The sequence below is a fragment of the Tritonibacter litoralis genome (genome assembly GCF_009496005.1).
GTDB lineage: Bacteria > Pseudomonadota > Alphaproteobacteria > Rhodobacterales > Rhodobacteraceae > Epibacterium > Epibacterium litoralis.
Genome location: NZ_WIBF01000007.1, coordinates 24,106 through 49,307 on the forward strand (window position 1 = coordinate 24,106; position 25,202 = coordinate 49,307).

Annotated in this window: 27 protein-coding genes; 16 read left to right on the forward strand and 11 right to left on the reverse strand. The window is 57.1% G+C overall.

Annotated elements, in window-relative coordinates; all coding sequences use genetic code 11:
• Window positions 1-2: 2 nt before the first annotated feature.
• The 12 genes from GFB49_RS12045 to GFB49_RS12095 all read left to right on the forward strand — a co-directional run bounded on the left by GFB49_RS12045 (window position 3) and on the right by GFB49_RS12095 (window position 11,635).
• Entirely contained in the window at window positions 3-476 is a 474-nt protein-coding gene (locus GFB49_RS12045) for a FixH family protein (RefSeq protein ID WP_153216136.1), read from the forward strand.
• Window positions 473-2,659 carry a heavy metal translocating P-type ATPase gene (locus GFB49_RS12050; protein WP_153216137.1) on the forward strand — a complete coding sequence of 729 codons (2,187 nt, stop codon included), beginning with the start codon at window positions 473-475 and terminating at the stop codon, window positions 2,657-2,659. Before GFB49_RS12045 ends, GFB49_RS12050 begins: the two co-directional genes overlap by 4 nt.
• A gap of 13 nt (window positions 2,660-2,672) precedes the next feature.
• A complete protein-coding gene (gene ccoS, locus GFB49_RS12055; protein WP_153216138.1) occupies window positions 2,673-2,831 on the forward strand; it encodes a cbb3-type cytochrome oxidase assembly protein CcoS in 159 nt (52 codons plus the stop codon).
• Window positions 2,832-3,095: 264 nt separating this feature from the next.
• Window positions 3,096-4,166 carry an aldo/keto reductase gene (locus GFB49_RS12060; protein ID WP_153216139.1) on the forward strand — a complete coding sequence of 357 codons (1,071 nt, stop codon included), beginning with the start codon at window positions 3,096-3,098 and terminating at the stop codon, window positions 4,164-4,166.
• Window positions 4,167-4,353: 187 nt separating this feature from the next.
• Window positions 4,354-4,521 carry a hypothetical protein gene (locus GFB49_RS21020; RefSeq protein ID WP_194269335.1) on the forward strand — a complete coding sequence of 56 codons (168 nt, stop codon included), beginning with the start codon at window positions 4,354-4,356 and terminating at the stop codon, window positions 4,519-4,521.
• 68 nt (window positions 4,522-4,589) lie between these two features.
• Window positions 4,590-4,787: a hypothetical protein gene (locus tag GFB49_RS12065; RefSeq protein WP_153216140.1), complete on the forward strand. Its 198-nt coding sequence runs from the start codon at window positions 4,590-4,592 to the stop codon at window positions 4,785-4,787.
• A gap of 79 nt (window positions 4,788-4,866) precedes the next feature.
• Window positions 4,867-5,724, forward strand: a complete 858-nt coding sequence (locus GFB49_RS12070; protein ID WP_153216141.1) for an urea carboxylase-associated family protein — start codon at window positions 4,867-4,869, stop codon at window positions 5,722-5,724.
• 391 nt (window positions 5,725-6,115) lie between these two features.
• Entirely contained in the window at window positions 6,116-7,402 is a 1,287-nt protein-coding gene (gene ccrA, locus GFB49_RS12075) for a crotonyl-CoA carboxylase/reductase (protein ID WP_153216142.1), read from the forward strand.
• A 410-nt stretch (window positions 7,403-7,812) separates the two neighbouring features.
• Window positions 7,813-8,553 (forward strand): helix-turn-helix transcriptional regulator, encoded by a 741-nt coding sequence (locus GFB49_RS12080; RefSeq protein ID WP_246149701.1) that lies wholly within the window; start codon window positions 7,813-7,815, stop codon window positions 8,551-8,553.
• Between the two features lie 91 nt (window positions 8,554-8,644).
• Window positions 8,645-9,298, forward strand: coding sequence for an acyl-homoserine-lactone synthase (locus tag GFB49_RS12085; protein WP_153216143.1), 654 nt, complete (start codon window positions 8,645-8,647; stop codon window positions 9,296-9,298).
• Between the two features lie 70 nt (window positions 9,299-9,368).
• Entirely contained in the window at window positions 9,369-10,901 is a 1,533-nt protein-coding gene (locus tag GFB49_RS12090) for an ATP-dependent DNA helicase (protein ID WP_153216144.1), read from the forward strand.
• The gene (locus tag GFB49_RS12095; protein WP_153216145.1) at window positions 10,898-11,635 is read left to right on the forward strand and encodes an SDR family oxidoreductase; all 738 of its coding nucleotides are present in this window, start codon (window positions 10,898-10,900) and stop codon (window positions 11,633-11,635) included. Before GFB49_RS12090 ends, GFB49_RS12095 begins: the two co-directional genes overlap by 4 nt.
• Before the next feature lie 112 nt (window positions 11,636-11,747).
• Here GFB49_RS12095 and GFB49_RS12100 read toward each other — a convergent pair whose 3' ends face one another.
• From GFB49_RS12100 to GFB49_RS12145, 10 genes are all read right to left on the reverse strand, one after another.
• Window positions 11,748-12,533 (reverse strand): TIGR02186 family protein, encoded by a 786-nt coding sequence (locus GFB49_RS12100; protein ID WP_153216146.1) that lies wholly within the window; start codon window positions 12,531-12,533, stop codon window positions 11,748-11,750.
• Window position 12,534: 1 nt separating this feature from the next.
• Window positions 12,535-13,449: a sulfite exporter TauE/SafE family protein gene (locus GFB49_RS12105; RefSeq protein ID WP_153216147.1), complete on the reverse strand. Its 915-nt coding sequence runs from the start codon at window positions 13,447-13,449 to the stop codon at window positions 12,535-12,537.
• Between the two features lie 118 nt (window positions 13,450-13,567).
• The gene (locus GFB49_RS12110) at window positions 13,568-14,578 is read right to left on the reverse strand and encodes an ABC transporter permease (protein ID WP_153216148.1); all 1,011 of its coding nucleotides are present in this window, start codon (window positions 14,576-14,578) and stop codon (window positions 13,568-13,570) included.
• Window positions 14,578-15,678 (reverse strand): ABC transporter permease, encoded by a 1,101-nt coding sequence (locus GFB49_RS12115; protein WP_153216149.1) that lies wholly within the window; start codon window positions 15,676-15,678, stop codon window positions 14,578-14,580. Before GFB49_RS12115 ends, GFB49_RS12110 begins: the two co-directional genes overlap by 1 nt.
• Window positions 15,678-17,207, reverse strand: coding sequence for an ABC transporter ATP-binding protein (locus GFB49_RS12120; RefSeq protein ID WP_153216150.1), 1,530 nt, complete (start codon window positions 17,205-17,207; stop codon window positions 15,678-15,680). Before GFB49_RS12120 ends, GFB49_RS12115 begins: the two co-directional genes overlap by 1 nt.
• A 203-nt stretch (window positions 17,208-17,410) precedes the next feature.
• Window positions 17,411-18,409, reverse strand: a complete 999-nt coding sequence (locus tag GFB49_RS12125) for a BMP family lipoprotein (RefSeq protein WP_153216151.1) — start codon at window positions 18,407-18,409, stop codon at window positions 17,411-17,413.
• Window positions 18,410-18,613: 204 nt separating this feature from the next.
• A complete protein-coding gene (locus GFB49_RS12130) occupies window positions 18,614-19,039 on the reverse strand; it encodes a GNAT family N-acetyltransferase (RefSeq protein ID WP_246149702.1) in 426 nt (141 codons plus the stop codon).
• Entirely contained in the window at window positions 19,032-19,652 is a 621-nt protein-coding gene (gene tsaB / locus GFB49_RS12135) for a tRNA (adenosine(37)-N6)-threonylcarbamoyltransferase complex dimerization subunit type 1 TsaB (protein ID WP_153216152.1), read from the reverse strand. The genes GFB49_RS12130 and tsaB overlap by 8 nt, the downstream gene beginning before the upstream one ends.
• A complete protein-coding gene (locus tag GFB49_RS12140) occupies window positions 19,642-20,205 on the reverse strand; it encodes a NifU family protein (protein WP_153216153.1) in 564 nt (187 codons plus the stop codon). The genes tsaB and GFB49_RS12140 overlap by 11 nt, the downstream gene beginning before the upstream one ends.
• A 150-nt stretch (window positions 20,206-20,355) precedes the next feature.
• Window positions 20,356-20,970, reverse strand: coding sequence for an FMN-dependent NADH-azoreductase (locus GFB49_RS12145; RefSeq protein WP_153216154.1), 615 nt, complete (start codon window positions 20,968-20,970; stop codon window positions 20,356-20,358).
• 130 nt (window positions 20,971-21,100) lie between these two features.
• On the opposite strand from GFB49_RS12145, the gene GFB49_RS12150 reads away from it, so the two are divergent.
• Entirely contained in the window at window positions 21,101-21,682 is a 582-nt protein-coding gene (locus GFB49_RS12150) for a CGNR zinc finger domain-containing protein (protein ID WP_153216155.1), read from the forward strand.
• A 53-nt stretch (window positions 21,683-21,735) separates the two neighbouring features.
• Here the strand turns inward: GFB49_RS12150 and GFB49_RS12155 are convergent, their stop codons facing one another.
• Window positions 21,736-22,191 carry a universal stress protein gene (locus GFB49_RS12155; RefSeq protein WP_153216156.1) on the reverse strand — a complete coding sequence of 152 codons (456 nt, stop codon included), beginning with the start codon at window positions 22,189-22,191 and terminating at the stop codon, window positions 21,736-21,738.
• 195 nt (window positions 22,192-22,386) lie between these two features.
• Here GFB49_RS12155 and rpe point away from each other — a divergent pair, with 195 nt between their 5' ends.
• From rpe to phnD, 3 genes are all read left to right on the forward strand, one after another.
• Window positions 22,387-23,076, forward strand: a complete 690-nt coding sequence (gene rpe, locus GFB49_RS12160) for a ribulose-phosphate 3-epimerase (RefSeq protein WP_153216157.1) — start codon at window positions 22,387-22,389, stop codon at window positions 23,074-23,076.
• A gap of 260 nt (window positions 23,077-23,336) precedes the next feature.
• Window positions 23,337-24,161 carry a phosphonate ABC transporter ATP-binding protein gene (gene phnC, locus GFB49_RS12165; RefSeq protein WP_343032555.1) on the forward strand — a complete coding sequence of 275 codons (825 nt, stop codon included), beginning with the start codon at window positions 23,337-23,339 and terminating at the stop codon, window positions 24,159-24,161.
• Between the two features lie 66 nt (window positions 24,162-24,227).
• Window positions 24,228-25,136, forward strand: coding sequence for a phosphonate ABC transporter substrate-binding protein (phnD, locus tag GFB49_RS12170; protein WP_153216159.1), 909 nt, complete (start codon window positions 24,228-24,230; stop codon window positions 25,134-25,136).
• Window positions 25,137-25,202 lie beyond the last annotated feature (66 nt).

Genomic DNA, 25,202 nt, shown 5'->3' on the forward strand with positions numbered 1-25,202 from the left:
CGATGGAAAAGCCACAGCGCGAATTTACTGGTCGCCATGCTTTGATGCTGTTTGGTGGTGCCTTTGCGATCATCATCGGCGTCAACATCACCCTTGCGGTCAAGGCGGTGTCGACCTTTCCGGGATTGGAAGTTGCGAACTCTTATGTGGCTAGCCAAGAGTTTGATGCGCGCCGTCAGGCGCAGCAGGCCCTAGGCTGGGAGGTTTACGGCGAAGTTCAAGACGATGTCTTGCGCCTGTCGATCACCGACCGTGACGGGCAACCGGTTGAGGTTGCCAAGCTGACCGCCACCTTTGGGCGTGCGACCCACGTCAAGGATGACCAGACGCCGGATTTCACCTTTGATGGCAGCGCCTATGTGGCGCCTGTCACGGTTGGAGGCGGCAACTGGAACCTGCGGATGGTGGCCCGCGCCACGGATGGGACCGAGTTCACCCAGCGTGTGGTGATCCACGTGCGTGAGGGGCAAGAATGAGCGCCAACGCCGATCCGCATCGCCCGCATATAGCTGTCTGCCCAGGCTGTATCGCGGCTCCGGACGGACCTGTCGAGGCCGCGCCGACCGAAGCCCGGTTGGCGTTGTCTTTGCCAACCATCCATTGCCAGGCCTGTATCTCCAAAGTTGAACGCGGTCTGGCCGATGTTCCGGGGATCCGGTCGGCCCGTGTTAACCTGACCTTGAAACGTGCGTTGATCGAGGCCGATCCAGACCTTCATGCCGCAGATTTGATCCCGGTTGTCGAAGGGCTGGGGTATGAGGCGCACGAACTGGATCTGGCGCAGCTGTCCAGCACCCAGACCGATCGGGTTGGGCGTGACCTGGCCATGCGACTGGCGGTTGCGGGCTTTGCCTCAATGAATGTGATGCTCTTGTCGATCTCGGTCTGGTCGGGGGCGTCGGATGCCACGCGGGATATGTTCCACTGGATCTCAGCGGCGATCTCCCTGCCGGCCGTGGCCTATGCGGGCAAGCCGTTTTTTGTCAACGCGTGGAGCGCGTTGCGGGTGCGACGGCTGAATATGGATGTGCCGATTGTGCTGGCCCTGTTGTTGGCTTTGGTGACCTCACTGTGGGAAACCAGCCTCAGCGGGGAACACGCCTATTTCGATGCGGCGCTGACGCTGACATTTTTCCTGCTGGCCGGGCGGTATCTGGATCAACGCACCCGCGCTGTTGCGCGCTCGGCCGCCGAAGAGCTGGCCGCGCTGGAGGTGCCACGCGCCCTTCGCGTGGTGGACGGCGAGGAGACCGAGGTGGCCGTGACCGAATTGGCCATTGGAGATCACGTCCGCGTGCGTCCCGGTGGGCGCATGCCGGTGGACGGGGTCATTGTAGAGGGGCAGTCCGAATTGGATCGCTCGCTTTTGACGGGGGAAACGGTTCCGGTTTTTGCATCCGCGGGGCAGGTCGTGTCGGCGGGTGAGGTGAACCTGACGGGGCCGCTGATGGTCCAAGCCACCGCTGTGGGCGAAGAGACCTCGCTGCATCGAATGGCCGATTTGGTTGCCATCGCCGAAAGCGGGCGGTCACGGTACACATCGCTTGCGGATAAGGCTGCCAAGCTTTATGCGCCGGGTGTTCATATCCTGTCGGCGCTGGCCTTTGTGGGTTGGTATCTGTGGACGCTTGATCTGCGCACCGCGCTGAACATTGCTGCGGCCGTTTTGATCATCACATGTCCCTGCGCCCTTGGGTTGGCGGTGCCTGCCGTCACCACTGCGGCGTCGGGCCGTCTGTTCAAGCGCGGTCTTCTGATCAAAAACGCAACCGCGCTGGAGCGCTTGGCCGAAGTGGACACGGTTGTCTTTGACAAGACCGGCACCTTGACCGAGGGCGCGCCCGCGGTGACCAACCTGGGCGATCACAGCCGCCGCGACCTTGAGGTGGCGCTGGCCCTGGCTGAGGCGTCTTCGCACCCATTGGCGCAGGCGCTGGCGCGGGCTGTGCAGTCTGCAGGCATCAAACCAGCGCGGGTCTCGGATGTGGTTGAACTGCCGGGCTTTGGCACCGAAGGACAGCTGCATGATCAGACCGTGCGTCTGGGGCGTTTGGAGTGGGTTGGCGGCACGCCGGTTGAGGCGACAGCGGCCTATCTGGATGCAGGCGACGGCAAAATCCGTGTCTTTACCTTTGCGGACAGCCTGCGGGCTGGCGCAGAAGAGGCTGTGGCAGCCTTGCAAGCGGCCGGCAAACAGGTGGTTCTGTTGTCGGGTGATACCGAAGGCCCAGTGGCCGCGCTGGCAACACGGCTTGGCATTGCAAACTGGACGTCGGCCGCCTTGCCTGAAGACAAGTTGGAACGAATTCATGCGCTTACTGCGGATGGCCACAAAGTACTGATGGTGGGGGACGGCTTAAACGACACTGCCGCACTGGCGGCCGCGCATGTTTCGATCTCCCCGGCAACCGCTCTGGATGCGGCTCGTGTTGCCTCAGATGTGGTGCTGTTGGGGCGCGATCTGGCTCCCATTGCAGAGGCGTGCACCACCGCGCAAAAAGCCACCCGCCGCATCCGCGAGAACTTTCGTCTGGCAACGGCCTATAACGTGATCGCCGTGCCTTTGGCCATTGCCGGTCTGGCGACGCCTTTGATTGCTGCTTTGGCGATGTCGCTGTCGTCCATAACCGTTTCGCTGAACGCGCTGCGTCTGCGATAAAGGAGGGGTGCGCATGACCGTGATTTCATATTTGATCCCGATTTCCCTGATCCTGGGCGGGCTTGGACTGGCGGGATTTGTGTATACCATCCGCTCCAGCCAATATGACGACCCCGAGGGGGATTCACGCAGGATCCTCAGCGATGATTGGGACGAACATCCCAAACCGTGACACGACTTTTGCCGTGAAATGACAGCACAGATGCACCCGAACCGTGCGGTTCGGGTGTTTTTGTCTGGAAAAATCCGATGAAACCGCTGCGTTACGGCTTCGCAAAAAGAGGGTACAAAATGTTGCGGGAAAAACATCGGAAATGTTTGGGGTGAAGTTGGTTCACCTGTTGAACTGACGCCGTCGGCTTCTTATCCTTTGGTAAACTCAAAGGTTTACCAAAGCCGTCGGCAGGGACGGCGATTTCTTAAGAAAGAGAGCTTGATGCAATACCGTAAGCTTGGAACCAGCGATTTGAACGTATCGCGGATTTGCCTGGGGACCATGACCTGGGGCGTGCAGAACACCTATGAAGAGGCAGCAGCGCAGATGGATCTGGCGCTGGAGCATGGGGTGAACTTCTGGGACACTGCCGAGATCTACCCGGTGCCGCCGACCAATGACACCGCCGGGCGCACCGAAGAGATTATTGGCCAGTGGTTTGAGGCCACAGGCCGTCGTGATGAGGTGCTGATTGCCACCAAAATGGCTGGACCTGCGCCGCTGTGCCGAGGCCGTGGTCTGACCCCTGCGGATGTGGAAGAGGCGGTTGATGGCTCGCTGAAGCGGCTGAAAACCGACGTGATCGACCTGTATCAGCTGCATTGGCCGCAGCGTCAGACCAACACCTTTGCCCAGCGGGATTTCCAGCCCTTCCTGCACACTTCCGATTGTGGCGAGGACATAGAGGGCATGTTGGAGGCCCTTGGCAAGATGGTCGAAAAAGGCAAGATCCGCGAGATTGGCGTGTCGAATGAGACCTCGTGGGGGATCATGAAATACCTGAAGCTGGCGGAAGAAAAAGGCCTGCCGCGCATTCAGTCGAGCCAGAACCCATACAGCCTGCTGCAGCGCAATTGGGATACGTCGACCGCTGAGGTGGCGATGCAGGAGCGGGTCGATCTGCTGGCCTATTCGCCGCTGGCGGGTGGCATTTTGTCGGGCAAGTATCTGGACGGGATGTCGCCGCAAGGGGCGCGGTTTGATCTGCCCTGGGGGCAGGGGATTATGAACCGCCATTACAGCAACCGTGACAGTGTTTATGTGCGCCAATATGTGGATCTGGCCAAGGACCACGGGTTGACCCCCACCCAGCTGGCCATCGCCTTTGTAAACTCACGCCCCTATTTGGGGTCGAACATCATTGGGGCCACATCAGTGACCCAGCTGGAAGAGATCCTGTCCGCCGAGGATGTGACGTTGAGCGAAGAGGTGCTGGACGCCATCGAAGAGCTGCACAACGCCTTCCCAAGCCCATCCTTGGGTCGTGAGGGGCCGAGCGACAACCGCCGGTAATCCGGTGTGACCCGTGGCGGCGCGCGTCCCCTGCGGTGCGCGCCGTTTTTTGTGAATAAGGTGATTGTATACCGCTGCATTGCAGCATTTGCATAGCGAGACTGCAAAATCGTCTGATGTAACAGCTCTGTAAAAGCCTTTTATTGGTGGCATCACGAGACTCACATCCGATCAAAGGAAGCTCGAAATGTCGCAAGCTGTAAACCTGTCCGAGACCCAAAACGCAAAGGCCGCGCAAGAGGCGCTGGCTGTTTTGAACGAAGCCTGGAGCTATTATACCCCCGAGGCGTTGCCTGCAAAAGACGAAGCAGAACCCAAGGCGGGTTATGTGGATTACTACTCCGAAGCTGCGTAATCGCTGCGTGTTAAAGCAACGGCGCCCCAGACGTTGAAACGGGGCGCCGCTTTGGGGTATGGGGCCTTATGCCCGTGATCCTTATTGTCCTTTTGGTGGGTGTGCTTGCCTATTTGCTGTGGAAGCGCAAAACCACCACATTGACCCGCAATTGCCGATGGCGGCGATCCGTGGCGGCGCAGGACTGGCGCTGTGCATATTGTGGGGCAAAATCTGACGACGCAGAGGCGCCCAAATGGTGTGCCAATCGCGCCAAGCCCAACTGAGCGCAAGGATCTGCGCGCATACGGGGGCTTGCATTCTCTGATCCTGCCGGATTGTGTGGGGGAAAACAGGGAATGGACAATGACCAAGCAAGAGATAACAGCACCTGCAGATGCGGCGGCGCGCCGGGCGGTGGCCCCGGTGATTTGTTACCCCAACGAGACCCTGCCTACTGTGGCGATGGATCTGTACCACGCCGCGCGTGAAACGGCGCAAAAGGTGGATGAGGTTCTGGTGCCGCCGCGTGATGCGCGCAGTTTCACTGTTCCACAGGGGCAGTTCTTTCGCATCACCTCGGTTGAGGGGCCACAGGTGGGGGATTTGAACCTGTGGAACGCCAAGGATCTGGGCGAACGGTTTTATTCCGGCAAGACCCGCGCATTACATGGTACTCATCTGACCGCAGGGGAGCAGATGTGGTCGTCCTTTCCCACATTGCGTCCCATGGCGACGATCACCGCAGATACGCTTGGCTGGTATGGGATCGATGAATTTGGGGGATCGGTCCATGATGTGATTGGAACGCGCTGCGATCCCTATACGGGGAAGTTGTTGAAGGGCGTCGATTATCACAACTGCTGCCATTCCAACCTGACGCGGGCATTGGCGGATCATCTGGGCGTGTCCCTGGCAGAGGCCGAACCCCATGTGCATGATGTGTTGAATGTGTTCATGTGCACAGGGTTCACCCGCGACACCGGCCAGTATTTTATGAAGGCGAGCCCGGTGCGCCCTGGAGATTACCTTGAATTCTTTGCTGAAATCGATCTGGTGGGAGCGCTCAGCGCCTGTCCTGGGGGGGATTGTTCATCGGAACATACCAGCGATGCTGCGGCCTGCTATCCGTTGTTGGTTGAGGTCTTTGCCCCCGCCGATGGCGCGCTGGGCGATCGGCAGCCGCCTGCCGTCAATACATATGACCGCAGTCACGGGCGGTGATCTCTGGCGGAGGCCCAAAGCAGCCAGAGGGGTGAACGCAGCTGATCTTTGTTGGTCAAGCCAGCGAGGCGGAACAGGGATTGATCCAGGATCAAACTCCCCGAGAGCGAGCGGCACGAGCACAAAATTGCGCGCGAGCTGAGACAGTTAAAGGCATTCTCTGAATCTCTTCGTGGCTGATGAACACGTCAGCTGTGATTTTGCGCGGTGGGTCTCGTTGGTCATCTTCTAAAGGTCGGTTGATCGCTCATCAGTAGGGAATTATTTGTCGCGACACAAAATTACAAAATAAGTACCTATGGGGTTGCAAAATTACTCTCCTGTTTCTATCCCTACTAGGGAAGTCGCGATTCTGCATTGCGGCAATTTAGTTTGAGGGAAGGAGGCCATGATGGCTTTGGACAATGAAAATCTGACGCTGGCATATGATGCGCCAGAAAAAGACCTCTATGAGATTGGTGAAATTCCTCCTATGGGATTTGTGCCGAAACAAATGTACGCTTGGGCGATCCGTCGCGAACGGCAGGGTGAGCCAAACAAGGCCATGCTGCAGGAAGTTGTGGATGTTCCAGAGCTTGACAGCCATGAGGTGCTGGTTCTGGTGATGGCCGCTGGCGTGAACTACAACGGTGTCTGGGCCGGCCTGGGTGTTCCGATTTCCATGTTCGACGTGCACAAGCAGCCCTATCATATTGCCGGTTCTGATGCTTCGGGCATTGTTTGGGCCGTTGGCGATAAGGTAAAGCGCTGGAAGGTTGGCGATGAGGTTGTGATCCACTGCAACCAGGATGACGGGGACGACGAGCACTGCAACGGTGGCGACCCCATGTTCTCGGACAGCCAACGTATTTGGGGCTATGAGACTCCGGATGGGTCCTTCTCACAGTTCACACGGGTTCAGGCCCAACAGCTGATGCCGCGTCCCAAGCATCTGACCTGGGAAGAAAGCGCCTGTTACACGCTGACGCTGGCGACTGCCTATCGGATGCTGTTTGGTCACGAACCACATGATCTGAAACCAGGCCAGAACGTTCTAGTGTGGGGCGCGTCGGGTGGTCTGGGCTCCTATGCGATCCAGTTGATCAACACCGCAGGTGCCAATGCAATCGGTGTGATCTCGGATGAGAGCAAGCGTGACTTTGTCATGGGGCTGGGTGCCAAAGGAGTGATCAACCGCAACGACTTTAGCTGCTGGGGCCAGCTGCCGACCGTCAACACGCCTGAGTACAACGATTGGCTGAAAGAGGCGCGTAAATTCGGCAAGGCGATCTGGGAGATCACTGGCAAAGGCGTCAATGTCGACATGGTGTTTGAACACCCTGGCGAGAAGACGTTCCCTGTGTCGTCTCTGGTCTGCAAAAAAGGCGGCATGGTTGTGATCTGTGCCGGGACGTCTGGCTTCAACTGCACATTTGATGTGCGCTACATGTGGATGCATCAGAAACGCCTTCAAGGCAGCCACTTTGCCCACCTGAAGCAAGCGGCAGCTGCAAACCTGCTGATGGTTGAACGCCGTCTTGACCCTTGCATGTCCGAGGTGTTCCCCTGGGCTGAACTGCCCGATGCGCATATGAAAATGCTGCGCAACGAGCACAAGCCAGGCAATATGTCGGTGCTTGTTCAAGCTCCTAAAACCGGGCTGCGCACCCTAGAGGACGTACTAGACGCTGGCCGCTGAGGCGAGCCTCAATCCAGGGAAAAATTGGCCTCGCCTCATCAGGAGTTTCTCCGGTGTGGCGGGGCTTTTTTTGTTTTTGAGCGGACTTACCTCGCAGCGGAGCGGATTACCGCATTGTCGCTTGTGCAGTTGAATGGCTAGGGATTTTGCGCGGTTGCTATAGCACGTGGTGGACGGCTTGCGGTGGTGAAAGCTGACTTTGAAGGCTTTCAGAAACGTGAATGTAACGTATCAACGTGAATGAAAGTGTTCACATACAGAACACTGTGCTACAAAATAAGAACAAATTTAGCGGCTCAGAGATCTTTTCCTTGACCAAAAATATATTAGAGCGGAAACGTGTTAATCGTTAACATATGATAAAAATCGAACTAGGGTGACCGAGGAATGTTGCCTTGATTTCGAGATTAATGGAATTGAATCAGTATATTATGGAGAAAATACAAGACTTGGATCAGATCCTTGATCTGTTGGCAGCGACACGTACTTTGCCGAGCTTGCAGCAGATTGTGGAAAAACTGACCGAGTACCTCCAAGTCGATCACGCCGTATACCATTGGGTCGACAGTTTGGGCGATCATTACCATTTTGGAACCTATCCCAGCGACTGGGTCGAGCGTTATCAAAGCGAAGAATATGTGCGTATCGACCCAGTTGTTACTGGCTGCTATCAAAGCTTTCATCCGGTGGATTGGCGGCGATTGGATTGGTCCCCGCGCAAGGTACGCTTGTTTCTGCGTGATGCGTTGGCACATGGAATAGGGAACCAAGGCTATTCGATACCGATCCGCGGACCAAGTGGCCAGTTTGCGGTATTTACCATCAGTCACAACTGTGACGATTCGGATTGGGACGCGCTGATCTCGAACTACAACCGAGAGCTTCTTCTTCTTGCTCATTTCTTCAACCGCAAAGCACTGGAATTTGAGCCAGGGCGTCTCGACACACAAGAAATCAGCCTATCGCCACGCGAAATTGATGCACTAACTTTGTTAGGACAGGGTCAAAGCAGGGCACAGGTGGCGCAGGCTTTGTCCATATCTGAACATACGTTACGGGTATACATAGAAAGCGCGCGATACAAATTGGGTGCGGCCAACACAACTCATGCGATTGCACGTGCCACGAGTTATGGTTTGATCGTCATATAACGCCTGGATGACTGTCGTTTAATATTAGTGCTTTGGCCCACCCTTTGGGTCGTGCCTAACTGTCCTCGTTTCAAGCAAAAGGGGACAAATTATGCTTCGTTACATCTATCGCCATGACCTTCACCTGTTTCCGAAACTGCGTCGCTCGATGCATCTGGACCGTGCCGACCAGTTTCACACCCGGCTTGGCTGGGAGGTCCAAGTGGATGAGACAGGGGAAGAGCATGATCAATATGACCAACTCGACCCGCTTTATGTTATCTGGGAGAAGCCTGATGGCAGCCATGGTGGTTCGATGCGGTTTTTGCCAACCACAGGGCCAGTTATGGTGAATGACTTCTTCCTGGACTTGAACAACGGGGTGCCCTTGCAAAGCCCGTTGATCTGGGAAAGCACACGGTTTTGCCTGTCGCGTGATGCTTCGGGCAATGTGGCCGGTGCGTTGACCCTGGCCGGGATCGAGATCATGCGCAATTTTGGCATCCAGCATTTCGCCGGTGTCTTTGACCGGCGGATGGTACGTATCTATCGCAGTCTTGGGTTCAGCCCCGAGGTTGTTGGCCGCCGTGGAGAAGGGCGCGATCAGATCTGCCTGGGACTTTGGGAGTTTTCACCCGAAGTGTATGAACGGGTGGCAGAGCGGGCGGGCATTGCACCGCACACCTCGCAGGCTTGGTTTGATCATTCTTTTGGGGCCATTTCAAATGCGGCTGTGATGCCAGCAGCGCATATCGCTGCAGAATAATGCACAGGTGAAGGACGGGGGCGGCGCGTCGTGTCTGGCGCTGCCGGCCCCATCCCTGTAGGGTCGCGCCATGACAGCGATCCCCGTACAATTCTCCGAAGATCAGGCCTCGGCCTTTGACAGTGTAACCGAGCTTTTGCGTGGCGCGGGCGTCGACCTTGATGATGGCCTGTTGCAACCGCCCAAAGGGGAAAGCGGCGTGATGGCTGTGATCGGCAAAGCGGGGTCGGGCAAAACGCTGTTGCTGGCCGAACTGTATAAAGCCTTGGAAAATGCAGGGGTTGATGTGGTTTCGGGCGATTATGAGAACCGCAAGAAAGGCGACCGGCGGACCCTGGCGATTTTGGCCCCCACAAACAAAGCCGCAAGTGTTCTGCGTCTGCGCGGCGTACCTGCCACCACGATCCACCGTATTCTCTACACCCCGGTCTATGATCCCGAATACGAAAAGATCGCGGAATGGCTTGCCGATCAGGGCGATGAGCCTGACATTGAAGGTCTGACCGAAGAAGCGCTGGCGCGTGCCAAAGGTTTTTATGAGAAGAACAAATCCATCCCCGGTGCGCTGGCAGCGGCCGGGTTGCGGGGCTCTGATTTTATCACCGGCTGGAAACGGCGGGAGGAGCCATTGGACATCGGCTTTGTCGACGAGGCCTCGATGCTGGATGACCGCCAATTTGATGACCTAAAAGAGATCTTCCCCAATCTGGTGCTGTTTGGCGACCCGGCCCAGTTGGCACCGGTGAACCAATCGGGTTCGATGGTGTTTGACGGGCTGGAGGAGGATCGCCGTTTGATCCTGAACCGGATCCACCGGCAAGAGGCCGGGAACCCTATTCTGGATCTGGCGCATGCGCTGGCGGACCCGCAGCTGGGGTTTGAGGACTTTGAGCGCATGGTCGAAGAGACGGCCCGCCGGGACGACCGTGTGGTCTGGGGGCAGCGGGTTGAGGTTGATCTGATGGCGCGCTCGCCGGTTCTGGTGTGGCGCAACAACACGCGCATACGGCTGATCAATGCCTTTCGGGCCGTCTATGGCGCGCCCGAGGATGAGCTTTTGCCGGGCGAGCCGCTGATCTGCGACGGGATTGAGCTGCCGATGAAACATCGCAAGAAACGATTGGATCTTGAGGCACGCGGGCTGATCAAAGGGGCGCAGGTGGTGTATCTGGGCCCCGGCCGCAAGCCCGGGTTTTCGCGACTGCATGTGATGGGCGCCGAAGATCCGCAGGTGTCGGCGGCCTCGATTGTAAAGATCGAAAAGCCTGAGGAAGAAGAACCCTTTATCCCGTTTGCCGCGCGGATGGGGGCGACGTTTCTGCATGGGGCAGCGGTCACGATCCACAAGGCGCAAGGGTCACAATGGGACACAGCGCAGGTGTTTGCGCCGGATATCTATGCGGCCGCGCGAATGGGCCGGGTTGAGGCCGGGCAGCCCTTGTGGAAACGGTTGGCCTATGTGGCGATCACCCGCGCTCAGGAGCGGTTGATCTGGGTGGTGCGCAATCGGTTGGCCAAACCCAGCGGGACCTTGCGGGTGGATGATTTGAAGACTGCGCCCGTGGCACTGCAGTTGGAAACACAGCTGGAGGGAGAGATATGAGCAAGTCGATCCTAATCACCGGTGCCAGTTCAGGGATCGGGCGGGCAACGGCAGAGCTGTTCCTTGGGTCCGGCTGGACGGTGGGTCTGTTGGCACGGCGGGCGGACCGTCTGGAGGAGGTCGCAAACGGTCATCGCCGTGCCATTGTGTTGGCAGCAGATGTCACCAAGCCCCTTGAGGTCGAAACGGCGGTGGCAGAATTTGCCACACAGGCGGGACGCTTGGATGTGGTGTTCAACAACGCCGGGATCTTCACCGCTTCGGGGTTGATTGATGAGATCCCGCTGGAGGATTGGTATGCCTCGCTCAATGTCAATCTCTCTGGCATGTTCCTAACCGCGCGTGCGGCTTTTGCTCAGATGCGGAACCAAGCGCCAATCGGCGGTCGGATCATCAACAATGGCTCGATCGCAGCGCATGTGCCACGGCCGCAATCTACACCTTATGCGACGACCAAGGCCGCGATCACCGGGCTGACCAAGTCGCTGTCACTGGATGGCCGCGCATATAATATTGCTTGTGGTCAGATCGACATCGGTAATGCGCGTACCCCGATGGTGGAGGATCTGATCGCGCGCGCCGCAGATGCGGATCCAAATGCGCCGGTGATGGAAAGCTTTGCGGTTGAAGACGCAGCCAGATCTGTTCTTCATATGGCAGAGCTGCCCCTGGAGGCCAACGTACAGTTTATGACGGTTATGGCGACCAAAATGCCCTATATCGGGCGGGGGTGAACACCGGCGACGGCGTTCTCCCGCCACCCCCTTTGAGGCCGCAAGCGGCCACAGGGGCTGTTGGGCCAGGCCTCTGGCCCGCGATGCGGACCAGAGGCGGTTTGCGTCCAGATCACCCGTAGCGCAGAAGACGGAAAATTGCAGAGGCACCCCAACCTGCGACCATGGCGATCGCCAATGCGAGCAGCCCGTAGATCACCGGTTGTTCGCGCGATAGGGTGAACAAGAACCGTTCCAAACCAACTTTGCGGACATCGATGCTGCTGCTGTGGTCGGCAATGACCTGCCCGTCGCGGGTCAGGAGAATACGCGCCTGGTATTCCCCTTCGGTGAGGTCAGGGGGCATCTGAATACGTGTGCGAAACAGGGTCTGCTGGTCGACTTGGACGGTGTCTTCCAACAGGATGTATTTCTCTTGGTTCTCGCGGATGCGGACCAGAGCGGCCACGTAATCCTCAGCCTCGGCATGAGCAACCTTTGCACCAATCGAGAGAATGGCGCGCTCAATCGATACGCGGTAGCGGCGGTCGTTGGACTGGCTCAACATCTCTTCAAACGGGGCGCTGGTGGCGACGGCGTAAAAGATCGGTGCCTTGTCTACGGTGACTGAATCCACATTGGTCCAGATGCCAAAGAGTTTCCCCTTGCGTCGAACAACGGTTGGGAGAGAGGGGCCGGACAGGGTGACAAGCACATGCAGGGGGGCGCTGGTTGGAATAGGCCCTTCGCGTTTCACAGCGCCGAAAATCAAAATCTCGGACCCATCAAAATCCGTGGTGATTTCTACCCGGTTTTGGCTGAGCCCAAGAACAACCTCTTCTTTGTCGGTGGTTTGCGCGGTTGCCATGCCGGAAAGCGCCAGGAAACCAAAGGCAAGGATCGTCAGAAACAGGCGCATCTTATCCTCGCTTCAAAATGCTAACAGAAAACAGCTCTGAGGGTTCCAGCAACAGGTCCAGCGCCAGCTTGCCGCAAACCGCCAGAACGATAACAGCCAGCAAAATGCGCAGCTGTTCCGCTTTGAGGTAGGTGCCCAGCCGGGTGCCAAATTGCGCCCCGACCACGCCGCCAATCAAGAGCAGCACGGCCAAGACGATATCAACTGTCTGGTTGGTGATCGCATGCAACATCGTGGTGGCACTGGTGACGGTTATGATTTGGAACAGGGACGTGCCGATCACCACCTTTGTAGGGATCCCAAGCACGTAGATCATCGCGGGCACCATAATAAATCCACCGCCCACCCCCATGACAGCGGTCAGGATCCCCACGAGGAAACCGACCAGAATCGGAGGCAGCACCGAGATGTAAAGCTGGGAGGTGCGAAACCGGGTTTTGAACGGCATCTTGTGCACCCAGTTGCGCTGTTTCCGCTTGGGCGGGGCACCGCGTTTGGATTTGCGCAGAGCGTTGACGCTTTCGATGAACATCAACCCGCCGACAATGCCCAAGAACACGACGTAACACAGCGTGACAAACAGATCGACCTGGCCCAGAGATTTCAGGTAGTTAAAGACCGCCACACCAAAGGCGGCCCCAATCAGCCCGCCGATTTGCAGCACGATCCCCATTTTGAAATCCACCGTGCGTCTTCGCAGATGCGCCAGCACACCAGAGACCGAGGAGGCTACAATCTGGTTGGCACCGGTGGCCACGGCAACAGCTGGGGGAATGCCGATAAAGAACAACAGCGGCGTTAACAGGAAACCACCGCCGACCCCAAACATACCCGACAAGATGCCAACAAGCCCGCCGAGACCGAGCAACGTGAAGGCGTTGACCGAAATTTCCGCGATGGGAAGGTAAATATTCATGGCACTTGTTAGCCCCGAGCTTAGGACAAAATCAATACAATTTGCTGCTGTGCGGCATGGCAACGTGCCAATCCTGTGGGAGGCCAATTAAATAATCAGCCTCCCACAGAACAGCGTATCAGCGTTCTTTCACGTAGGGTTCACCACCTGCTTTGGGCGGGATCGCCTTGCCGACAAAGCCTGCCAGGATCACAACAGTCATAATGTAGGGCAGGGCGCCAAGGAGTTGAGCTTGGATTTTGACGCGCAGCAGAGATTCCAGCACATCCGGGCGCAGTTCCAGCGCTTGGAACAGGCCAAAGAGCAGGCAAGCGCCCAATGCGTGCCACGGTCGCCATTTGGCAAAGATCAGCGCAGCCAATGCGATGAAGCCACGGCCTGCGGACATCTCTTTGACAAATCCGGCCTGTAGCGCGGTCGACAGATAGGCACCGGCCAGACCACAGAGGATCCCGCAGATGCCCACAGCGGCAAAGCGCAGCGTGATGACCGAGACACCCGCGGTATCCACGGCCGCTGGGTTTTCCCCAACGGCCCGCAGACGCAGACCAAAACGGGTGCCAAACAGAACCCAAGCTGTCAAAGGCACCAAGAGGATTGACAGGTACACTAGGATCGAATGGCCCGAGATCAGCTCAGAATAGGCTTGTTGGATTGGACCTGCTTCTGCAAGCAGTTGGGACAGCGGGCGACCTGCAGCCTCGGCTTCGGTCGGGCCAATGGCAAAGGGCAGTTCAATCGGTTCAAACCGCGCGCCCTCTGTGAGGGAGGGGGTGCGACCACCTTGTTTGAACCAGTGCTGGGCCACCAGTACCGTCAGCCCCGAGGCAAGGAAGTTGATGGCAACGCCTGAGATCAGCTGGTTGCCGCGAAAGGTGATAGAGGCCACGCCGTGAAGTGCCGCAAGCACAAGGGACGCTGCAACGCCAGAGAACAGGCCAAGCCACGCGTTGCCGGTTGTGGCCGCAATCGCCGCCGAGAAGAACGCGGCCATCAGCATCTTGCCCTCAAGACCGATGTCAAAAATCCCTGCGCGTTCCGAGAAGAGGCCAGCCAAGCAGGCCAGCAACAGCGGAGTGGCCAAGCGGACAGAGCTGTCGAAAATCTGGATCAGAGTGAGAAAATCCATCAGGTCTTCTCCCGGTGCAGGGCAATCGCCGTAAAGAGTTTTTCAAGGGGCATACGCACCATATTGTCCAAAGCGCCGGTCAACAGGATCACCAGCGCCTGAATAACGGTAATCAGCTCACGCGGGATCGAGGTCCACAGCGCCAGTTCGGCACCGCCCTGATACAGAAAGCCAAAGAGGATCGCGGCCAGAAAGACCCCAAACGGGTGGTTTCGCCCCATGAGCGCCACGGCGATGCCGATAAAACCAGCGCCCTCGGTTGCATTCAGAACCAAACGCTCTGCCTCGCCCATCACATTGTTGATCGCCATCATGCCGCACAGCGCGCCAGAGATCAGCATGGCAATCATGGTGATCTTAAACGGGGACATGCCCGCGTAACGCGCGCCGGTTTCGGATTTGCCATAAGAGCGGATTTCATAGCCAAGCCAGGTGCGCCAGATCAGCAGCCAGACCAGAACACAGGCCACAAGACCCACCAGCAGGCTGACGTTTGCGGGCGCGGATTTGGAGAAGTTGATGCCCAGCGGCAAGAGGATCTCATGCAATGAAGGCAAATGCACGGTTTCAGAGAAACGCGCAGTGGCTGGATCAAAAGAGCCTTCGGGCTTCAGAACGTTCACCAGCATATAGTTCAGCAAGGCTGCAGCGATGAAGTTGAACATGATGGTGGTAATCACCACGTGGCTGCCCCGTTTGGCTTGCAGGAAGGCGGGGATTGCCGCCCAAGCTGCGCCAAAGATGCCGGCGGCAAGCGTTGCAAACAGCAAGGCGACGGTCCAATGGGGCCAGTCGATGAACAGGCAGACATAGGCCACACCCAGCCCTCCAAGCATCGCCTGACCTTCGCCGCCGATGTTAAACAGGCCGGCATGATATGCCACGGCCACCGCGAGGCCGGTAAACAAGAAGTTTGTCGCGTAATACAGCGTATACCCCCAGCCATAGGTCGACCCCAGAGCGCCATCAATCATGAGGCTAAGCGCTTCAACGGGGCTTTCACCGATCCCAAGGATCACCAGAGCTGACAACAGCGCTGCCAGCAAAAGGCTGATCAGAGGGATCAGGACAACGTCCGCCCATTTTGGCATTTTTTCCATTATGCGTTCTCCGATGCCACGCCTGCCATCAACAGGCCCAGCTCTTTTTCATCTGTGTCTGCGGCTTGACGTTCGCCCATGATATGGCCGTCAAACATCACCGCCACGCGGTCCGAGAGGGACAGGATTTCTTCCAGCTCGACCGAGACCAAAAGCACGGCTTTGCCTTGGTCGCGCAGGGCAACGATCTGCTGGTGAATAAACTCGATCGCGCCGATGTCGACGCCACGGGTGGGCTGGCCGATCAGCAACAGATCCGGGTTGCGTTCGATTTCTCGCGCGACGACGATCTTTTGCTGGTTGCCGCCGGAAAAATTCTTGGCCGCAAGCCAGGGGTTTGGCGGTCGAACGTCAAACTTTTCCATCTTGGCAGCGGTATCCGCGCGCAACGCCACATTGTCCATCAAGGGGCCCAATTGGAATTCGGGCGCGCGGTGATAGCCAAAGGCCACGTTCTCCCATGCATAAAAATCCATGATCAGGCCTTCGCGCTGACGGTCTTCGGGCACATGGCCAATATGCGCTGCCCGCCGCGACCGCCCGTCGGCACCTTGGCCAGACAATGGCAGAGACGTGCCATGCAGTTTCACGGAACCGGCACCCGGGCGCATTCCGCCCAAAACCTCCAGCAATTCGGACTGGCCATTGCCCGCAACGCCAGCAATGCCAAGGATTTCACCAGCGCGTACCGTCAGGTTGATGCCTTTGACGCGTTCGACACCGGCATCATCCGAGACGCGCAGGTTCTCGACTTCCAGGATGGGTCTGCCGGGCATTGCAGGAGTTTTGTCAACTTGCAAGAGCACCTTGCGCCCGACCATCAATTCCGCGAGTTGTTCTGGACTGGTCTCAGCGGTTTTGACGGTTGCGGTCATCTGTCCCCGCCGCATAACCGATACAGTATCGGTATATTCCATGATTTCGCGCAGCTTGTGCGTGATCAGGATGATCGTTTTGCCCTCGCTGCGCAGGCGGTCAAGGATGCGAAACAGCTGGTCGGCCTCGGCCGGGGTCAGAACACCGGTGGGTTCGTCCAAAATCAGTATGTCCGCGTGGCGATACAGCGCCTTGAGGATTTCGACCCGCTGCTGCATGCCGACGCCGATTTCATCGATGCGCGCGTCTGGGTCGACGTTCAGTTCATATTCAGTTGCAAGGCTTTGCAGGGTCTTGCGAGCCTTCGCAAGGGACGGACGCAGCAACCCGCCGTCTTCGGCACCCAGGATGATGTTTTCAAGAACCGTAAAGTTCTCCACCAGTTTAAAGTGCTGGAACACCATGCCAATCCCTGCGGCAATCGCGGCCTGGCTGTCTGGTATCTCGGTTCTTTGTCCGTTGATCCAGATCTCGCCTTTGTCCGCTTTGTAAAACCCGTAAAGGATGCTCATCAACGTGGATTTACCAGCGCCGTTTTCGCCGATGATCCCGTGGATGGTACCGGGTTGTACGCGGATTGAGATGTCCTTGTTGGCCTGAACGGGACCAAAGGATTTGGAAATGCTTTTGAGCTCGATTGCGGGGGCGGTCATCGGGGCTCCTGTTGTCGTCTCGGGCGTTACTTATATCGTCTCGGGGCGGGGTGGTTTCTTCGCTGGTTGAGGCGACATTAAATTCAAAGGGCAGCCCGGTATCATGGTAAATCAGGATGCGAAACCCGGAAGACGCAATGGTGGCGCCCTCCGGGTGAAGAATTATTGAGAGAGTGCAAACTCTCCCAGTTTGGATTTTCTGATTAGAAGTCCAGAACCGGGCAGCTGCTGTCGGTGTAATAAGAGACCACGTTCAGCTCACCATCGATGATTTTTTGACGTGCTTCCGTAACCTTAGCCGCCATCTCTTCGCTGACGAGGCTGGCGTTATTTTCATCCATCGCAAAGCCAACGCCTTCTTCGGCCAGGCCCATGCTGAACACACCGGTCTCAACGTCCGCGCCTGCTTTCATTGCTTCATATACCGCAACGTCAACACGCTTCAGCATAGAGGTGAGAACCTTGCCAGGGTGCAGGTGATTCTGGTTGCTGTCGACGCCGATGGACAGGATGCCCTCGTCCGCAGCAGTCTGCAGAACGCCAACCCCTGTGCCACCAGCCGCAGCGTAGACCACATCGGCACCTTGGGAGATTTGCGCCTTGGTCAGCTCAGAGCCTTTAACCGGATCGTTCCAAGCAGCCGGGGTTGTGCCGGTCATGTTAGCCACAACGGTTGCGTCCGGGTTCACGGCTTTGACGCCCTGTGCGTAACCGCAGGCAAAGTGACGGATCAGAGGAACGTCCATACCACCGATGAAACCAACGGTGCCGGATTCAGAGGCCATCGCAGCCAGCATGCCCACAAGATACGAGCCTTCATGTTCCGCAAAACCAACCTGGCGCAGGTTCGGCGCATCCAGCCAGTTCACGTCGATTACAACAAATTTGGTGTCAGGATAGTCGCCAACAACTGTGGTCAACGGATCCGCCATGCCAAAGCCCATGGTGATAATTGGGTTTGACCCTGCTTCGGCAAAGCGACGCAGCGCCTGTTCCCGCTGGGCTTCGGACTGCAGTTCGATCTCACGGTATTTGCCACCGGTTTCCTCTGCCCAACGCTCGGCACCATTAAAGGCCGCTTCGTTGAAGGATTTGTCGAATTTGCCGCCCAGATCAAAGATCAGCGCCGGTTCTGCGCTCGCCAGACCAGCGGTGACGGCCAAAGTTGCGGTTGCGCCCAGAAGGGTTTTCATCAGGCTCATGGTGTTACTCCCAAGTTGGTGTCTTTTGACAGGTTATGTGCTGGCCCATGTGGGGGCAATTGTCGTTTTTTGACCAATCGATTAAGGGCACAGTGACTGGTATGGTCAATGGTTTTTTACACATTGATGTGACCTTGCCGGCGGGAAAAGTAAAAACGTGGAGTAAATTCTGGGCAGACAGTGATGTTGGACGGTGTCTTCCGCTCAAACAAATGCGTGACGCATCACCAGCGCATCCACGTCTGGCCCGTCGGATCTTGCGTAATATCCAGGCCGGGTTGCCACGGTTTCATATGCGCATGTGTCATATAGGCGACGCGCGGCTGAGTTGTCTGCTGCGACTTCCAAAAAGGCATGCTGCGCCCCACGCTGTTGCGCAACTCTGTGCCAGTCCTCCATCAGACCACGGGCCAATCCATGGCGCTGGTGGTCTGGATGTGTGGCCAAGGTGAGCAACTCAGCCTCATCCGCAACCACACGAACCAGCGCGAAACAACGGTTGTCGCCATGGGCAAAGACCAGCGGGCTTTGCAAAAGGGATGTGAACTCCGCCGACGTCCAGGCGCGCCCCTTGGAAAATGCGGCCAGATGGGTTTGGGCCAGCTGGTCTGCGGTCAATGCCTCAGCCATCCAATAACACAGGCCCTTGATCTTTGGACGGGGCGGCGTCTGCGGGCTTCAGATAGAGGGGCGCGGGGGGCGGCAGATCCGTTCCACCCTGTGCCATCATTGCTGCCGCAGATTGGGCAATTCGACCGGCGATGTCAGGGGGGCTGGCCACAGACACCAAGGTCAGCCCCGCGCCGCGGGCGATCTCTTCGGCCTCAGGCATCGGCAGAAGACGCGGCGCTTTGCCCGGCGGCGACACATAGACATGGTCGCGGGGGGCAGGAACCGCGGCCAGTGTGCCGTCAGTTTGACGGCTTTGAAACCCGTCAATGCCAATGGCCGGGATGCCAAGACCCAGGGCCAGACCGCGCGCAGCAGAAACCGAAATGCGGATTCCAGTAAAATTCCCTGGCCCAACGCCCACACCGATGGCGGTCAGATCAGACCAGGATGTTCCAGCTTCCGCCAGAACCTCGTCCAGCAGTGGTATCAAACGTTCGGCCTGTCCGCGCGCCATGGGCTCCAGCCGTTCAGCCAATATCTGATCACCCCAAAGCACGGCGGCCGCGCAATGCGCGGCCGATGTATCAAATGCCAGGACGATGGGACCGCTTGCGACTGGATCAGACGGCAACGGGGCGCACCTCGATCACCTCTGGAATATAATGGCGCAACAGGTTTTCAATTCCCATCTTCAAGGTCACGGTGGACGAGGGGCAGCCAGCGCAAGCGCCTTGCATGTGCAGATACACAATCCCACGATCAAATCCGTGGAAGGTGATGTCACCCCCATCCTGTGCCACGGCTGGACGCACGCGACTGTCCAGAAGCTCTTTGATCTGGTTCACAACTTCTGCGTCTTCACCTGTGTGTTCGGAATGGCCCGAGCTGGTTTCCGCATCCGACGCCATCACTGGCTGGCCGGATTGGAAATGTTCCATCACAGCACCAAGGATGGCCGGTTTGATGTGATCCCATTCCACCGTTTCTGATTTTGTGACGGTGACAAAATCATTGCCAAAGAACACACCTTCAACGCCAGCCACAGCAAAGATGCGCAGCGCCAAAGGGGATTTATCCGCCGCATCAGCGGTTGGAAAATCAGCTGTTCCCGTGTTCAGAACCGTTTGACCGGGCAAAAACTTGAGCGTTGCCGGGTTTGGCGTGGATTCGGTCTGAATAAACATGCGGGATCCTCCTTTGGGGTGCCCAAGGGATATGCGCTTGCAACAGGAATAAGTCAAGTTTTGGAATCGTTCTAAAACAATAAAAACGGCCGCACGAGACGCGCGACCGTTCTTCTTTTCCGCTCCTAAACCCAAAGGGGCGGATAAACCTTACAGCGCTTTCAGCTCCGCCAGTGCCGCGTCATAGCCCGCTTGCGGGTCTGCGGTCAGCAGGGAGGGTTGGTAACGTACGGTATCGACGTCCTTGATACCGATGGTTTCCAGCCACCACTGCAGGTAGTTCGAGTGGAAGTCCGTGCCGTATTTCGCATCTGCACCGGGTGCCCAAACGCCGGAAGACACAACCAAAGTGGCTTTTTTGTTTTCCAGCAGGCCAAAGTAGCCTTTTTCCGGATCAAAGCCGAACAGCATGCCAGGTTGCGTGATGATGTCGATGTAGTGCTTCAGACGATAAGAAACGCCACCGTTCCACATCGGCGCGCCGATGACGATGTGATCTGCAGACATGAAACGCTGGGTGATAGACGCAACCTGATCCCAGGCTTTTTCTTTTGCCGGGTCCATTTCGCCAACGCCAAAGAATGTCATCTTTGCAGCGGCTGGATCGCCGTCAAATGCAGGCAGCTCTTCTGCGAACAGGTCCAGGACGTCAACTTCCAGGCCTGGGTTCTTTTCTTTTTGGGACTCAACAAAAGCCGTCGCCAGAGCGTTGGATTTCGATTCAGCGCCACGCGGGGAGGCAACAATATGCAGCAGTTTGGTCATGGATCATCTCCGTAACTATCTAAGTGATGCTTAGATGGTTACTGGCGACTCGCGTAACTTGTCAAACTCTGTTATGGTGGTTGCAGCATTGCACACAGAGTTGTGAAGAGATTGACCGGAAGGCGGAATAATGGCGTCAAAACTACCCGACCCCTATCTGATCGCAGACCACAAGGGGCTGGAGATCGTGAATACAATTGGAGCTCCTTATGGGGAGGAGCTGGACTGGATTTTTAATGGTCAGGAACTTCTGGCTTGGATGCAAGCGGTGGAATTACTGACCGCAGCCGAGTGCGAAAGCCTGCAGAAACGCCTGACTATTGAAGAGCTAGACGCGGCAGCGCAAAGCCTTCGAGAACTGCGTGCAGAGGTGCAGGAAAACGTACCGGATGCCTCGCCTGCGTTTCTGGAGCGTCTGAACCAGATGCTGACGCAGGGGCGGGGGCATTATGAGATCACGACAACCAAAGATGGCGTGCGCACAATGCGGTTCCAACCTCTGTTGGAAACAGCCGAGGACCTTGTGGTGCGTGTGGCTGTTGAGGTCGCCGAGATGTTTTGTCTCAATGCACCAGATCGGATCCGCAAATGCGCGAATCCCTCGTGCACCTATTGGTTTCACGACACCACACGCAACAATCGCCGCCGGTGGTGCAGCATGGCTGTTTGTGGCAATCGGGCCAAAGTGGCAGCACATCGGGCGCGTCAATAAAAGCGGTGGCGTGCCGGGGACAGGCAGGTCCGGCACGCAAGAGTGACCTGTGATCAGGTGATCTCTTCCAGCTTTTCCTTGGACAGATCACCAGGGACAATGGTGACGGGCACCGGCAAACTGCCGGATGATTTTGTCAGCTGGCTGACCAACGGACCTGGACCTTTGCGTTCAGTGCCCGCTCCCAGAACCAGAACGCCGATTTCTGGATCCTCGGTAATCTGGGCCAGGATCTCGGGCACTGCATCGCCTTCGCGGATCACCAGTTCAGGGTCCACGTTTTGACGGTCACGCATCCATTTGGCGAAGACCTCATAGTGAACTTCGATCCGTTCCCGTGCCTCTTCACGCATTACTTCGCCGACACCAATCCAATGGTTGAACTCATCCGGCGGGATGATCGACAGGATGGTGACGCCACCGCCTGTATGGGCCGCGCGCATCGCCGCAAAGCGCATCGCGTTCAGACATTCGCGACTGTCATCAAGAACAACAAGGAATTTACGCATCCGGTTTCCATTTGCAACGTGTTGAGCGATCATGACGCAAGCGCGGGAAGGGCGCAATAGAGGCAACTCTATCGCCGGTCTCCTTTTCGGTATGTTAGCGATTTCTGGGCCAGGGATTTGCGGGCATTGCCTTGTATGCCTAGCGCTCCTGTCGCTATAGAGACCGCAAATCATCTTATGACAGGACCGAGACCCATGTCTTTTGACCGTAAAATCAAAATCGCCCCGTCCATCCTTTCGGCGGATTTCGCCAATTTCGGCCAAGAGATCCAGGCGATTGAAGGGCAGGGCGCGGATTGGGTCCATATCGATGTGATGGATGGTCATTTTGTTCCGAACCTGACCTTTGGCCCGCAAGCGGTTAAATCCTTTCGTCCGCACGTCAAAACGGTCATGGACGTGCATCTGATGATCGCCCCGGTGGACACTTACATTGACGCCTATGCCGAGGCGGGTGCGGATGTGCTGACCGCCCATATCGAGGCTGGCCCCCATATTCACCGGACGCTGCAGGCCATTCGCGGCGCAGGGATGAAGGCGGGGGTTGCCTTGAATCCTGGCACGCCGGCGGAGGCTGTCGAACATCTGCTGGACCTCACAGATCTTGTCTGCGTCATGACCGTGAACCCCGGTTTTGGCGGGCAGAAGTTCATCGATATGACGGCCAAGGTGCGCAAGCTGCGCGCCATGATCGGCGATCGCCCCATCCATATCGAGATCGACGGAGGTGTGGACCCCAAGACCGCGCCGCTGGTGGCAAAGGCCGGAGCGGATGTGTTGGTGGCAGGTTCAGCGGTGTTCCGTGGTGGTTCCGTCGAAAATCCGGATGTCTATGGTGAAAACATCAAGGCGATCCGTGCGGCTGCCGAAGGCGTTTGGGTGTGATTCATATTCAAAACGCAATGTGTTAGAAGGGGCCGCCAGCGTAAGGCGGCTTTTTTCCGATTTTGCGACAGGGATGAATGGGAATTTGCAACGTTCTAGAACGTGACTATTACTGAAGAGCATTAAAAGCGCTGCGGTACTTTGAATGGGGCACAAGCTTAACCAGACACCCTTGGTGTGTCATGAAACCTTTACGTAACGTTCACAAATCCTTTGAGGCCGCTCATTAAGACCTCCGTCAACTGAGATGGGGGCCGCACGTGCTGCGTATTGAAAAACTAACCAAACGCTTTGGCGATAAGATCGCGGTCGACAGCGCGACTTTGGAAATCGACAAGCCATGTATGCTGGGCATTATTGGTCGCTCTGGCGCAGGTAAATCGACTTTGTTGCGGATGATTAACCGCTTGGGTGATGCCTCTGAAGGCTCGATCAATTTTGAAGGTCGTGAGATCACCACATTAAAAGGATCGGCTAAGCGCGCATGGCAGTCCGAATGCGCGATGATCTTTCAACAGTTTAATCTGGTGCCGCGTATGGATGTTGTGTCCAACGTGCTGCACGGAACGTTGAATCGCCGCTCCACATTGGCCACGATGTTCAACCTGTATCCGATGGCGGATATTCACCGCGCCATTGATATTCTGGACCGTCTGGGGATTGCTGAACACGCACCCAAACGCGCTGAGGCTTTGTCGGGTGGTCAACAGCAACGTGTGGCGATTGCCCGCGCGCTGATGCAGGACCCCAAGATCATTCTTGCGGACGAGCCGATTGCATCGCTGGACCCGATGAACGCACAGACCGTGATGCAGGCCCTGCGCCGCATCCACGAAGAAGATGGCCGCACCGTGGTCGCCAACCTGCACACGCTGGACACGGCACGCCGGTATTGTGACCGGGTGATTGGTATGCGGGACGGTCGCATCGTCTTTGACGGATTGCCGGACCAACTGACCACCGGCGTCGCGCGCGAGATTTACGGCGCGGGCGAGGAATTCTCGGAAGCGGCGACGTCGACCGAGATTGACACACTGGAAAAGACCGCAGGCGAATACGGCGCGGCCCCTGTTCCAGCGCAATAAACTTTCGTGTTTTCATCCTCCCGGAGTGAAAGCACTCCGGGGTAACCAACCTGGAGAGCTTTTGAGATGAAAAAAGTAATCGCGGCCGTTCTGGCCACCACAGCCCTGACCACCCCTGTTTTTGCAGAAGGTATCACTGAATTCCGCATCGGCATCCTGGGCGGCGAAAACGCACAGGACCGTCTGAACGCACATGAGTGCCTGAAGGCGCATGTTGAAGAAACTCTGGGCGTTCCAGTGAAAATCTTCACCCCTGCTGACTATGCTGGTGTTATCCAAGGTCTCGTAGGCGGCACCCTGGACTATGCATGGTTGGGCGCGTCTTCTTACGCTGCGACCTACCTGCAGGACCCGGAAGCGGTTGAGCCTGTTCTGGTTAAAATCAACGTTGACGGTTCTTTTGCTTACCACTCCATCGGTTTTGCCCGCGCAGACAGCGCGATCGCATCCCTGGACGACATGGAAGGCAAAGTCTTTGGCTTTGGTGACCCGAACTCCACTTCCGGCTACCTGATCCCTTCCATCGAGATCCCGACATACAAAGACGGCATCACCATGGAATCTGGCGACTACTTTGGTGAAGTAAAGTTCACCGGCGGTCACGAGCAGACTGTTCTGGCGGTTGTAAACGGCGACGTTGACGGCGGCGTAACCTGGGCCGACGGTCTGGGCGAGTGGGAAGATGGCTACAACTCTGGCCAGCTGCGCAAGATGGTCGACAACGGCCTGATCGACATGAACGACCTGGTTCAAATCTGGAAATCCAAGCCGATCCCAGAAGGCCCGATTGTTCTGCGTAAAGCGCTGCCTGCTGACGTAAAAGAGAAAATGGTCGCTCTGATCGACGGCATGTATGAGAACGACAAAGAGTGCGCCTACAACATCTCTGCAGGTGAATCCCTGGGTTTCGATCCGATCACACACGACGCTTATGAATCCATCATCGGTGCGCGTCTGGCGAAGTCCAAAAACTAATCTGGACTAATTCTATCAGGCGAGCTGGCTCAAAGCCGGCTCGCCGTTTTTAATACGGGGGCGCCC